The organism is Marinobacter sp. F4206 (genome assembly GCF_019392195.1).
Classification (GTDB): Bacteria; Pseudomonadota; Gammaproteobacteria; order Pseudomonadales; family Oleiphilaceae; genus Marinobacter.
Genome location: NZ_JAHXKI010000002.1, coordinates 1,886,941 through 1,899,795 on the forward strand (window position 1 = coordinate 1,886,941; position 12,855 = coordinate 1,899,795).

The window sequence follows — 12,855 nt, forward strand, 5'->3', positions numbered from 1 at the left end:
TGTCAGGGGCAGTATATGTCCGCTTTGATTACATAAATAAACAAAAGAATGAGTCCTGGTTCACATTTCGCCCCGTATCACTTCCCACATTTATGGGGATTAAGGCCCGGCGAGTCCAGTCCGGAACGTCGCCCTGAACCAAGAGAGAAAGAGACGATGTTGGCACAATACGATTTATCCCTGGTCATTGCGTCCTACGTGGTGGCCGTGCTCGCGGCCTACACCGCGCTGTATTTCGGAACCCGACTCAACACCGCCCAAGGCGGTGAGCGCCGGCGTTGGCTGATAACCGGCGCGCTGGTCATGGGCTCCGGGGTGTGGACCATGCACTTTGTGGGCATGCGCGCCATGCCGATGGAAGCGCCCATGTCCTTCGACACCGTCATGACCCTCGTGTCGTGGCTTGCGGCCGTTGTGGCGTCTGGCGTGGCCCTGAGCATCATCGGTCGGACCCGGATCAGTGCCGCCCTGTTTGCCACTGCCACACTGGCCATGTCCGGGGGGGTCGTGGTCATGCATTACCTGGGCATGTACGCCATGCGCATGTCTGCGGACCCGATTGTTAATACCGGCTTCCTGGTGCTGTCGGTGGCGATTGCCGTGGTCGCGTCCGGGGCGGCGCTGGCGATGTGTCGCAAACTGCAAGGACTGGAGGGCGGTCGTGCCCTGATGATCCAGTTCGTGGCCGCTCTCGTGATGGCCGCTGCAATTTGCGGTATGCACTACACCGGCATGATCGCCCTGCAATTCCCGCCGGGTGCCGTACCTGCGGCGGATAACGGTCTGCGCGGCGAATGGATCGGTATTCCTCTGGCTGTGGCCTGTGTTGTGCTTCTGGCGGTCGCCCTGGTGGTCACGATTATGGACGTGCGCGACCGGCGTGAGTTTGAACTCAAGAAGGCGGAGGAAAGCCGCTGGGTCGAGCAAATGGCGTTTGTGGATTCTGTAACAGGGTTACCCAATCGCTCTGGGCTGGAGCAGGAGCTGCTGGAGCACCTTGCCCGGCCCGATGCCCGTGAGCACCCGTTTGCGTTGATCTATCTTGATGTTGCCAATTTCCGAGAGCTTTCGGACCGGCTTGGGCATCGCGAACTCGAAGACGCAGTCCGGGAGATCAGTAACACCCTGCGGGCGGATCTGTCTGACACCGTGTACCTGGCCCGATATTCCGCCGGTGCCTTTGTGGCCCTGGTGCCGGATTATGAGAGTGCCGACCACGCGTTCATGTACAAGCGCCTGCGACAGATCGATGGGTCAATTACCACCGCCGGTATGGCCATTACCTGGCGTGCTGGTCAGTCCGTGTACCCGACCACGGGCACGTCGAGCCGAAAACTGGTGCGGGCGGCCATGCAACCCCGGGCCCTGAACGACATCGGGCAATTTGCCGACATGAAGGCCGATCCGGAACTGGCCCTGCCCGGTCAGCTCAACGGCAGCTGACAAAACGGGTCAAGGCCGACTATCCTTGTGAACAGGCGGGGGCGAAGAAGCCCCCGGGATTGTGCCTTTTACAAGGAGAGATCTGTGGCCGAGAGCCGTCAACCGAACCGCCTCGCGAAGAACCTGCTATTAGCCTCGCTCGCACTTGTCGTTCTCTATGGGATGGCAGGCTTCCTGCTCTTGCCCTGGTGGCTGGAACGGACTTTGCCCGAGCAGCTTAATGAGCGCATGGGGTGGCAGGTCGAGGTTTCCGGGATTTCGGTCAATCCGTTCGCACTCAGTGTCGAGACAGTTGGCCTGTCGGCACAGGACAGTGACGACGAACCCGTGGTCTCGTTCGACCGTCTGGCTGTGAACCTGAACTTTTTCCAGTTGGTTCGGGGGATTGTCGGATTTGAGGTCATAGAGCTGCAGGAACCCTTTATCCGGCTGGACTTGCTGGACGATTACAGCGTCAATTTCATCCGGGACTGGCAGAACCACAATCCCGCGTCTGAGGAGCCGGGTGCGGGCGGCGAGACGTCCGGCGACGACTCTGGCCCACCCCGTTTCTACTTCACCCGGATTGCCATTGATGGCGGTGAGCTGCTGCTCCGGGATTTCAGCAAGGCCGAAGCGGCCCAGTTCCAGATCACCCCACTGGACCTGAACCTGAACGACCTGGCGACCTGGCCCCGGGATGGTGAGGACAGCAACTACAGACTGCAGGCAGCCATCGGCGACGAGACCGTCGAATGGCAGGGCGAGCTCAGTGTCGCGCCGCTTTACTCCAGGGGTTCCCTCCGTGTCAGCGGCATCGGTTTCCAGACCCTCGAACATTTTCTTGCACCCTACCTGCCGTACGATTTGCGGGGTGGCAGGATCAGCCTGCAATCGGAGTATGAACTCCAGGCCGGCGACATGCTGTTCCTTGCAACCCGCAACGGTACCCTGTCGCTGGAGGAACTGGCCGTTGCTGTCGATGCTGACAGTGAAGAGGCCCGCCTGACTTCGGGTACCATCAGCGTTGACCAGATCGGCTTCGATCTCAGTGCCAGGGAGGCCAGCGTGGGCGAGGTGTCTGTTGATGCCTTCGAACTCGCGCTGGCCCGCAATGAGGCGGGCGATATTGACTGGCTGGCACCTTTGGCCGGCGATGACGGTGAGCCGTCGGCTGACGAGGCATCCGGGCAGCAGACCTCGGCAGGAACACCGCCATTCCGGTGGTCTGTGGCTGGCATTAACCTGTCCGAGGCCAGGATACGGTGGCAGGACCGGCAAACCGCCACCCCGGTGGATCTGACCCTGGAACAGCTCTCCCTGACCACCGGCGCCCAGAGTCACCGACTTGACGAGCCGGTGAACTATGAGCTCCAGGCCGCCCTTGCCAGTGGCGGGACATTGTCGTTCAACGGCCAGCTGACACCGCATCCCTTCACCCTTGAAGCCGGCATTTCAGGCACCGGAGTGGCGCTGGCCGCGTTCGAGCCTTACGTGCAGGAAGGGGCCAACCTGACCATCGCCGACGGTGTCCTGGGTGTTGATGGCAACCTCGACCTTGATGGCCAGCAGGAGCCTCTGACTGGCACTTTCAGCGGCACCGCCGAAGTCGCCGGACTGGCGCTGCGCCTGGCGGACGGAAACGGCCGACTGTTGTCCTGGCAGTCACTTCGCCTGTCACCGATCGAATACAACGTGAATCCAGCCCGGCTTGAAATCGGCACCGTGACCCTGACCCAGCCCGCCGTGAATGTGATCCGAGGGACTGACAGCGTCCTCAACGTATCACGTGTTGCGGGTTCCAGCGGGCCAGGCCAGGCCGACCCGTCTGCAGACAATGGTGCCTCAGAGCAGGAGTCGGGATTCATTTTCCGGATTGGCCAACTGATGCTCGAACAGGGCTCGATCGCCTACACCGATCGGAGCATCAGCCCGGTGTTTACCACGTCGTTTGACGAACTGAACGGATCGGTGGCCGGCCTCAGTAACATTCCCCCCCAGCAGGGCAAGGTGGCCATCAGTGGACGCGTCGGCGAAGTGGCAACGGTTGAGTTCAGCGGTACTCTGGGTGCTATCGGCACCGCGGATGTCAGTGACCTCGAACTCATCATGAGCGATGTGTCGTTGCCGGCACTCTCGCCCTATTTTGGCCGCTACATCGGTTACCAGGTCGACAGCGGAAAACTGGATCTGGATCTCACGTATGAGATTTCCGGGACCCGCATCGACGCGAATAACCTGGCGGTCCTGGATCGCCTTGAACTGGGTCAGCCAGTTGCCAGTGAGGAGGCGGTGGATGCGCCGGTAGCGCTGGGGCTGGCTTTGCTCCGGGATCAGGACGGCGTGATTGAAGTGGATGTGCCCATCAGCGGCGACCTCTCGGATCCGGAGTTTCGCTTGAGTCAGGTGATCATGCGGGCATTCGTCAACCTGTTGGCCAAAGCGGCAACGTCGCCGTTCAGCATGCTGGGTTCCATGGCCGAGATGGCGGGACTCAGCAGTGAAGAGTTGGGACAGGTCAGTTTCGAGCCCGGCAGCGTCACACTGGCCGAGGGCGAGCCGGCCAAGCTTGCGGCCCTGGCTGATGGCCTGCTGGAGCGTCCGGAGCTGCTGCTGAACGTTCGCGGTGGCATCGCGCCCGAGGCCGATGGCCTCGCACTGTTGCGGGAGGAGCTGACATCGGGTGGCCAGAAATCGTTGTCCGACGATGAATGGGAGGCGGCGGAGGAAGCCTACCTGGCCGGTGAGCGCAAACTACGGCCGGAGGCGCTGAACAACCTTGCGTCGGCCCGGGGCGTTGCCGTCCGGAAGGTCCTTCTGGATACCCACAACGTGCCGGCAGACCAGTTGTTCATGCTGGACCCATCCCGGGACGCGAACGTGAATGAGAGCGGAGCGGTGACCGTCCAGTTTACCCTGGACGTTCGCTAGGGAAGATCGAAGCCGGTGAGGAAGCCCTGGGGCATTTGCAGGCCCCATTTTTCGACCATCAACCGGTAGGAGCCGTTGGCCACCAGCGGCGCCATGAGGTTAAGCACGTCGGTGGCGGTCACCGGCCCGTCTTTCCGGGCGACAATCCGTAACTGGTAACTCTGGTCAAGCTTGTCGGAGATCAGCAATTTGCGCCAGTCCTCGGGATTTTCCGAAAGGTGCATCTGCAGATAGGAGCGGCTGATGATGGCCACCTCCGCAATCGACGGTCGATCGGCTTTGATCAGTTGAAGATTTCGGCTGTGACTGTCGGAAAACTCAATGTTGAACTTTGCCTGAAGGGCTTGAGTATCGGTTTCCAGCTCGGCAAACCCATAGTGGTAACCGGACATCGCCACAATGTGATGGCGGCTGATGTCTTCGAAAAAGGACAGATCCCGGCCGGGCTTTTTCAGGGCCACATAGAGTTCTTCATCGGTCAGGATGGGCCGGCTCATGGTGACCTCCCGGTCGGACCAGCCCCAGTCGGCGCTTTCAAAGAAGATGACGTCGTAGAGACCTGCTTCGAAGTCCAGGTAGCGACGTTTGGGCGAGGTATAGAAGACCCGGATGTCCAGGTCGTCGTTGGCGGCTTCGAGTCCGTCAATCAGGTCGCCCAGCAACCCCTGGGGTTCATGGTTGTGATTGATGTCGGCAACCGGTGGGAAATAGTAGGCGCCGACGGTGATCTCGGTCTTCGGGAACGCCGCAGGCAGCCAGCACAAGGCGAGAGCGCCGGTGAGCAAAGCCAGTATTCTGGTGGATCGATAAATCGCTGGCACGCTGGATCCTGGATGTGTAAAAACTGAATACCCGTTCAGATTAGCACCGGAATCGGTGCGACTGAACAACTCGATTAAAAACTTCTGCAAAATGGAAGCCCGAACCATGGCCAATGCCGCTAGTCCCTTCTTTGCCTATGTCTCCCGCCTGCGCTGGATCAAACGCTGGGGGCTGATGCGCAACGCCATCGAAGAGAATGTGGCGACGCATTCGTGGGAAGTGGCCACCCTGGCCCACGCCCTGGCGTTGATCCGCAACCGGCACTTTGGTGGTCAGGCCAATGTCGACCGGATCGCGGCGGCGGCCCTGTATCACGATGCCACCGAGGTGATCACCGGGGACATGCCAACGCCGGTGAAGTATCACTCTAAAGTAATGCGGGAAGTCTTTGGGGATATCGAGCACAAGGCCGAGGCCGAATTGCTGGCTTTGTTGCCGGAGGACCTGCGGGACGATTTTTCACCCTATGTGCGGGAATCGAGACTGCCGGCGGAGGACAGGGAGCTGATCAAGGCGGCGGACCGTCTGTCCGCCTGGCTCAAATGCCAGGCGGAAATTCGCGCCGGTAACAAGGAGTTTGAACCGGCGGCGAGACAGATCCGGGCCCGCCTGGACGAGGACGGGCTGCGGGAGGTGGCCTACTTCATGAGCGTCTTTGCGCCCAGTTATGAACAGCCCCTGGATAACCTGCTGGAGTGATACTCGGGCAGGCTGTCGGTTGGGCTCAGGCGTCGGCGGCGGAGCCGACCAGGCCACCCTTCAGGCCATCACGGCGCAGGGCTTGGCGGACCGCATCTTCGGGGCTGCCGGCCAGTTCCCGGAACATGCCCATGGAGCCGAGCAGCGCCGACGATTCGTAGGGCACAAAGACCCGTTCACCGTCCTTCGCCATGGTCGGCAGGACCTTGATGTAGCTCTGGCCCAGCAGGTAACCGATAACGGTCTGTTTGTTGTCTTCGGAGTCGCCCATGGCGCTGAGAACCAGGCGAATGGACTCCTGCTCACCCTGCGCCCGGAGAATGGCCGATTCCTTGTCGCCCTGGGCGTTGAGGATGGCGGATTCACGCTGGCCCTGGGCCATGGCGATGGCGGCGGATTTCTCACCCTCGGCCTCGGTGACCGTGGCCCGGCGCTTACGCTCGGCGGCCATCTGCAGGCGCATGGCCTCCTCGACCTCTTCCGGCATGCTGATGTCCTGAACCTCTACCCGCGTCAGCTTCACACCCCACTTTGACGCCGGCTCTTCCATCTCGGCCTGGATGGCGTTGTTAACCTCGCTGCGGGATTCAAACAGCTTGTCCAGTTCCATCTTGCCCACCACGGAACGCAGGGTGGTCTTGGCCAGGACTTCCACCGCCTGGCTCATGTTGGCGACCTCGTACACCGCGCGACGCGGATCGATGATCTGGTAATACAGAGCGCCGTTGATCTTCACGGTCACGTTGTCGGTGGTCACCACCGGCTGGCCGGGGAAATCCATGACGGTTTCACGGCGATCGATGCGGGTCTCGTCACTGGTGACCGGGTGGTAGTCCTCGCCCATGCGCACGTAGCGAATCATGGTGATCGGTCGGGGCCGCTCGATGAACGGAATGATGATGTTGACGCCGCTTTCCAGGACCCGGTTGAAGGACCCCAGCCGCTCGATGACCATGACCTCGGACTGGCGAACGATAACCAGACCCTTGGCGATGATGAAGATGCCGATAACAACAAAGACGAGACTGAGAACCAGCCCCGGTGTGATGAACGATTCCATGTTTACTGCTCCGTATGAGTGTTCGTTTCGACGACGGCAGTGGTGCCGTCAAACTGCTTGAAGCTAACCTCGGTGCCTTCCGGAAGCTCAGTGGTGCCGGTGCTCTCGACCCTCAGCCGATAGAAATCTCCGTTCACCTTGATGCCGCAGGCGCCGTCAAAATCGCGCTTGAGGGTACGGTAGCACCGCCCGTGCTCAACGCCGGTGCCCGTGGTGCCGTAGGCGACTCCCCGTGGGGAGAAACGGGGCCGGATCCAGCGTATTGCGACCGGAACCAGAACACCGGAAAAAATGCCCATGCCAACCAGTTGCCACTCGAAGGACGCACCAAAGAACGCCAGCAGTGAGGTCAGTGCGGCCGCCACACCCAGGGCCAGCAAGAGCAGGACGCCAGAGGTAAGTTCGGCCAGGCTCAGGACCAGGGCGAGGATCAGCCAGAAATGCGTAAGGCTCCATTCCATATGCAAGTTCCATTGTTCCAGGGTGGTGGTCTGGCGACGGTTGCCGGCCAGCGGAATCGATTGTACCCAAATCCGGCGGCCGCGTCTTAGGGTGGCCGTAATGCCTGGTTGAGATATCGACTGCAGCCATATTCAGGGTCTGAGCAGCTGCTAAAGTGTCTACATTGCAAAACATTCAACAACAAGGGGTCGTGTGACCATGAAAGATCTGAACAACAAGGTTGCGGTTGTCACCGGCGCTGGCTCCGGTATTGGTCGGGCGCTGGCAATGTCACTCGCAAAGCGCGGCTGCCGTCTGGCGGTATCCGATGTCAATGAGGCGGGGCTGGCCGAAACCGTGGCCCTGCTTGAGGGCACGGAGGTGAAAAGCTACCACCTCGATGTGTCAGACCGGGACGCCATTTACGCCCACGCCGACGCCGTCAGGAAGGATTTCGGACAGGTCAATCTGGTGGTCAACAACGCTGGCGTGGCCCTGTCCGCTTCGGTTCGCGAGATGACCGACGAAGATTTCAAGTGGGTCATGGACATCGATTTCTGGGGCGTGGCCCATGGCACACGGGCCTTTCTGCCGCACCTGATCGACTCTGGTGACGGCCATGTGGTGAACATATCCAGCGTCTTTGGCCTGATTGGTGTGCCCAAGCAGAGCGCGTACAACGCCGCCAAGTTTGCGGTCCGCGGATTTACCGAGGCGTTGCGCCAGGAAATGAAGCTGGAGAATCAGCCGGTTGCCATCAGCTGCGTGCATCCGGGGGGAATCCGCACCAATATCGCCAATGCCGCCCGCATGGGCAAATCCGAGAACGCCGCCGCCCAGCGCAAGGGCTTTGACAAGCTGGCGATGACGACACCGGAAAAAGCGGCAGAAACCATCGTCAAAGGTATTCTCAGGGACGAATCCCGGATTCTGGTCGGCCCGGATGCCTGGGGCATCGAGGCCATCAACCGGTTGTTGGGGGCCGCCTACCAGCCGCTGGTGGAACGTTTCTCCCGCAAGAATCTGTATATCTGAGGCCTGACCGGAACGGCGGCAGGCACTATGGAAAGCGCCTGCTGTACATTTTACAGACAGTCAAAACGTCCTATACTTGGTGTTCATACAGGGAAAGAGTCAGCATGGACACGCCTAACCATACGGATCTGGGGGCGGCTCTGGAGCGGAGTCGCTCTGGCCTCAGGGATAGTCATCGTCGCTCGATAATGCGACTTCTGTTTGCCGTGACCGGTTCGGCACTGGTCATTTTTGCCTGCCTGCAGATCCTGAACGGATTCTGGTGGGTGGGTGCCGGAGAGCTGGCCGCCAGCGCGATTCTGTTCTTCGGTGTGTGGCGATTGCGCACCACACGTTACCTTCAAAGCTGGATCTACGCCTATCTGATTGCCCTCTTTTCCTTCTTCCTGGCCATTATGGTGCTGCCGGAAGCGTCCGTTTCGGCCTTTGTCTGGGTCCTGATGATCCCGGTGCTGGCGTACCTGCTGCTTGGCAAGCATGAGGGGATGCGCCTGAGTGTGCCGTTCATGCTTCTGGGTGGTGTGGTCTATTATCTGCACCTTGGCGATGTTGGCAGTCCCCGGGTGATGATTGACCTGCTGAACATGGTTCTTTGCGGTGTGCTTATGCTGTCGTTCATCCACGTCTACGAAATCCTGCGGGAGGAAGCGGAGAAGCGCCTGGTAGCCATGGCGGAGACCGATGCCCTGACGGGGCTGGCCAATCGGAGTAAATTCCAGAGTACACTTGACCGCACCATCGCCGAGAGCGCGCGTAGTGGTAATGAATTTGCCCTGGTGATCATGGATATCGACCACTTCAAGGTGGTTAACGACACTCTGGGCCACGATGCCGGCGACCACGTACTGAAAAACATCGCGCAGCGCCTGAGAGAGCGCCTTCGGACCACGGATTCCGTCGGGCGGCTGGGGGGCGAGGAGTTTGGCCTGATTCTCAGGGACGTGAAACCGGCGGTGGCGTTCGAATTGATGGACGAGTTACGGCAACGAATCGCCGACCGTGACCTGACCTACGGCCAGGCCCACATCCGGGTGACCGCTTCTTTCGGTATTGCCCAGTGGCCAGACGATGGCCGGGATGCCCAGACCCTGTTCTGCATGGCCGATCGCGGACTGTATTCCGGTAAACGCGCTGGCCGCAACCGTGTTGCGCGCCCCGAGGGGGCGGCACCGGCGCGACCACGGGAAATATTGTCTGGTCGGGCCAGTTAAATCCGGTACCCTTGGGGCATGAGCTATTCCCCAGAAGGAACCCCAGCCAGTCATGTGTGAACTCCTGGCCATGAGCGCCAACACCCCCACCGACCTGTGTTTCAGCTTTACCGGTTTGACCCGTCGCGGCGGCGACACTGGGCCTCACCAGGATGGCTGGGGGGTGGCCTTCTATGAGGGGAAAGGGGTCCGGGCCTTCCACGATGTTGACGCCAGTGCCAATTCCCGGATCGCGGAAGTGGTCCAGACCTGCCCGATCAAGAGCGAGGTGGCCATTTGCCACATTCGGCAGGCCAATGTCGGGGAGATCTGCCTGGCCAATACCCACCCGTTTCTGCGGGAGCTCTGGGGTCGCTATTGGGTTTTTGCCCACAATGGCCAGATTTCCGGATTCCGGGCGGGTCCGGGCTTTTACGAACCGGTCGGTAGCACGGACAGCGAGTCACTGTTCTGCGCTATCCTCAACCATCTGCGGCGCGACTGTGACCGCGATACGCCAACCGAAACCATCGTCGAACACCTGGTGGCGCTGGCTCAGGGCTTTGCGCGTCAGGGCGTGTTCAATCTCTTGCTCAGTAACGGCGACTGGCTGTTCACCTACTGCAGCACAAAGATGGCGAGCATCACTCGGCGCGCACCGTTCGGACCGGCGAGGCTGAAAGATGCCGATGTCATCGTTGATTTCGAATCGGAAACCACCCCCGATGATGTCGTCAGTGTCATTGTCACCGAGCCGCTCACGACGGACGAAGTGTGGGATATCTACAATCCCGGCGACTGGCGCCTCTGGCGCAAGGGCGAGGTGGTGATGAACGGTAATGCGGAAGCCGGGTAACATGGATTACCCGGCTGTGTCGGCGCTCACGGACGGTTTGCGCGGGGTTATTGCAGGGTCCGGCGGTTGCCGTTCTGGTACTCCGGTGCGATGTATTGCTGGACCTCGGCCTTGAATTCGGCAATAAGGTCACTGTTGTCCTTGTCCCAGGGGTGGTAATCCGGTTTGAAGTATTCCAGCCACGCGGGAATCAGGCTGGAGAAGGTCCCGTTTTTGCCCCACATGCGCCACAGCCCTTTGGCTGCGTCCTTCACCGAGAAGTTCTTGCGATCGTTGAGCATCATGCGCCCGGTGAACCAGGTCGCGACTACCCCGAGTACGCCGGTGCTCACCAGCTGATAGACCGCGCGTTCGGCGTAGGTGCCACCGGCCTGCTGGAACACATCGTAGGCCACGGCCTTGTGCTCGGTTTCTTCAATGGCGTGCCAGACCCAGAGCGGTCGCATGCTCTCATCCATGTCCTCGCGGATGTCATCCCGTTCCAGCAGCATGTCTGCCATCATGGCGGTGATGTGTTCAAGGGCGCAGGTTACTGCCAGTTGATGGCGTTTGGGCAGCAGGCGGACGGCGTCGAGCAGCACCTTGAGGTCCTTCTCCATGGCCTCAACCGGCATGCCCTGATCCCGCACGTGCCGATTCATGGCAATGTGCTCCAGGGAATGCATGGCCTCCTGGCCGATGAAACCGCGAACCTCATCCTTGAGCTTGGGATCCTGGATCCCGCTCCGGAAGGCACGTACCGAATCCACGAAGAACTGCTCGCCCTCGGGGAACAGCACGGACAGCGCGTTCATGGTGTGACTGATGAGGTAGTTGTTATCGACCCAGTACCGGGGAACGCGAGCGCCGAACTCGAAGCCCATGCGCTGGGGCGTGATGGTGACATGTTTGGGGGTATTGGAGGCCTTGTTGGCCGCTGCGGCCCGTTTTTCCGGTGTTTTGGTGCTCAGCATCTGTGTACTCCTCACTTTGGCTGATGTCATGGCTCAAGTTTGGGAGAGTCAGCGTCGGGAAGGAATGCGCGAAGGGGACGGCCATCGTTCAGGTTGGGCCATCGCGGTGGCAGCAATTGACTATGTTGACGGAGCCACACCTGCCCCCCGTCCCACTGTGGCGGCGGGGACCTTCTGATAGAGTCGGACTGTCGCGTTTGGAAACCTCCCGTTAAGGACCCTCTATGACAACAACCGGACCGGACAACGAGCGGCGGATGCTGGGACTGTTCCTGGTGCCCGGTGTCTACATGCGGGTACTGGCAGAAACCGTCCGGCAGCTTGGCCACAACGATCGCAAGCTGTACGAGGGCCTCAACTTTACCGCCGACGACCTGAAAGCCAATGACAGTCGGGTGTTTGTCACCGACGCCACCCTCATGGCCCGGCGCGCCCTGGACCTGGCGGGCCCCGATGGCCTGAGCTTTGCCCTCGCCCGGGAATTGCGGCTGACCATTCACGGCACGCTTGGCTTTGCCGCACTCACCAGCCCCACCTTTGAGGGGGCGCTGGATTCGGTGCGTCGCTATCTCCAGCTGCGGGCGCCCTTCCTGAGCATGAAGCAGTCCCTGGCTGGCGAACGGGTGCTGGTGCAGCTGTGTACCGAATTCGATGTACCCGAGCTGTACCCTTTCCTGGCCGAAACCGTCAGCGCCACCCTGATTCTTTTGACCGAACAGCTGCTTGACCGCGACGACGCCCAGAGCAAGGGGTTTGCCCTGGAACAGGGAAAACTCCCCGGCGTCACCGTGCGCCTGAGTTCGCCGGAACCCGATTACTACCGTCGGTTTGCCCACCATTTACCGGTTCAGTTCCAGTACGGTCAGCCGGAGGAGTTGCTGGTGTTCCCGCGGCAGCTGCTGGACGTCCGCATGCGCCTGGCGGATGCGGACGCCTCGGACATGGCCCGGGAGCAGTGTGAGTTTGAATTGCAGAAGGCTCTCAAGGAGCAGGGCGACATCACCCTGGCCATTCGCAACATGCTGAGGATGATGCCGGGGCCCTTGCCGTCACTGGAAACCATGGCCGAGCGCTTTTGCGTCTCGTCCCGGACCCTGAAACGGCGGCTGGCGGAGAAAGACACCCACTACCGGGAAATCGTCGAATCGGTGCTCAAGGATCGCGCCATTCAGTTACTGCGGTACACCAATCAGTCGGTCAGCGAGATTGCCTACGAGCTGGGCTATGCGGACTTGTCCAATTTCAGCCGGGCGTTCCGCAAATGGACCGGCAAGTCCGCGAGCGAGTTTCGGGAGGACGGGCCCGATCCGGCGCCGGAATTGGGGCCCTGAGGTTGGGCTTTGGTTCTTGGGGCCGTTAATATGGGAGCGTGGTTGCAGGGTGATTTTTATTTTCTCGAGAAAATAATCCCATCCCTGGCCAGCCACCAAACCCAAAAGGCTGGGG

The 12,855-nt window shown here is 60.6% G+C and carries 11 protein-coding genes; 7 read left to right on the forward strand and 4 right to left on the reverse strand.

The window, feature by feature from the left end:
- Positions 1–156 precede the first annotated feature (156 nt).
- Both KZO34_RS10995 and KZO34_RS11000 read left to right on the forward strand, forming a co-directional pair.
- Positions 157–1,443, forward strand: a complete 1,287-nt coding sequence (locus tag KZO34_RS10995; protein WP_219476393.1) for an MHYT domain-containing protein — start codon at positions 157–159, stop codon at positions 1,441–1,443.
- Positions 1,444–1,527: 84 nt separating this feature from the next.
- Entirely contained in the window at positions 1,528–4,353 is a 2,826-nt protein-coding gene (locus tag KZO34_RS11000) for a DUF748 domain-containing protein (protein ID WP_308318800.1), read from the forward strand.
- Here KZO34_RS11000 and KZO34_RS11005 read toward each other — a convergent pair.
- Positions 4,350–5,174, reverse strand: a complete 825-nt coding sequence (locus KZO34_RS11005) for a substrate-binding periplasmic protein (protein ID WP_308318801.1) — start codon at positions 5,172–5,174, stop codon at positions 4,350–4,352. The genes KZO34_RS11000 and KZO34_RS11005 overlap by 4 nt on opposite strands.
- 106 nt (positions 5,175–5,280) lie before the next feature.
- On the opposite strand from KZO34_RS11005, the gene yfbR reads away from it, so the two are divergent.
- The gene (gene yfbR / locus KZO34_RS11010; protein WP_219476394.1) at positions 5,281–5,874 is read left to right on the forward strand and encodes a 5'-deoxynucleotidase; all 594 of its coding nucleotides are present in this window, start codon (positions 5,281–5,283) and stop codon (positions 5,872–5,874) included.
- 25 nt (positions 5,875–5,899) lie between these two features.
- On the opposite strand, the gene KZO34_RS11015 is transcribed toward yfbR, so the two are convergent.
- Both KZO34_RS11015 and KZO34_RS11020 read right to left on the reverse strand, forming a co-directional pair.
- On the reverse strand, positions 5,900–6,934 hold the full coding sequence (locus tag KZO34_RS11015; RefSeq protein ID WP_219476395.1) for an SPFH domain-containing protein: 1,035 nt from the start codon (positions 6,932–6,934) through the stop codon (positions 5,900–5,902).
- A gap of 2 nt (positions 6,935–6,936) precedes the next feature.
- Positions 6,937–7,395 carry an NfeD family protein gene (locus KZO34_RS11020; protein ID WP_219476396.1) on the reverse strand — a complete coding sequence of 153 codons (459 nt, stop codon included), beginning with the start codon at positions 7,393–7,395 and terminating at the stop codon, positions 6,937–6,939.
- 199 nt (positions 7,396–7,594) lie between these two features.
- On the opposite strand from KZO34_RS11020, the gene KZO34_RS11025 reads away from it, so the two are divergent.
- The 3 genes from KZO34_RS11025 to KZO34_RS11035 all read left to right on the forward strand — a co-directional run bounded on the left by KZO34_RS11025 (position 7,595) and on the right by KZO34_RS11035 (position 10,456).
- Positions 7,595–8,410: an SDR family NAD(P)-dependent oxidoreductase gene (locus KZO34_RS11025; protein WP_219476397.1), complete on the forward strand. Its 816-nt coding sequence runs from the start codon at positions 7,595–7,597 to the stop codon at positions 8,408–8,410.
- Between the two features lie 104 nt (positions 8,411–8,514).
- The gene (locus KZO34_RS11030; RefSeq protein ID WP_219476398.1) at positions 8,515–9,621 is read left to right on the forward strand and encodes a GGDEF domain-containing protein; all 1,107 of its coding nucleotides are present in this window, start codon (positions 8,515–8,517) and stop codon (positions 9,619–9,621) included.
- A gap of 52 nt (positions 9,622–9,673) precedes the next feature.
- Positions 9,674–10,456 (forward strand): class II glutamine amidotransferase, encoded by a 783-nt coding sequence (locus tag KZO34_RS11035; protein ID WP_219476399.1) that lies wholly within the window; start codon positions 9,674–9,676, stop codon positions 10,454–10,456.
- 47 nt (positions 10,457–10,503) lie between these two features.
- On the opposite strand, the gene KZO34_RS11040 is transcribed toward KZO34_RS11035, so the two are convergent.
- Positions 10,504–11,409: a metal-dependent hydrolase gene (locus KZO34_RS11040; protein WP_219476400.1), complete on the reverse strand. Its 906-nt coding sequence runs from the start codon at positions 11,407–11,409 to the stop codon at positions 10,504–10,506.
- Positions 11,410–11,633: 224 nt separating this feature from the next.
- Between KZO34_RS11040 and KZO34_RS11045 the strand changes: the two genes are divergently transcribed.
- On the forward strand, positions 11,634–12,740 hold the full coding sequence (locus KZO34_RS11045) for an AraC family transcriptional regulator (protein WP_219476402.1): 1,107 nt from the start codon (positions 11,634–11,636) through the stop codon (positions 12,738–12,740).
- Positions 12,741–12,855: the final 115 nt, after the last annotated feature.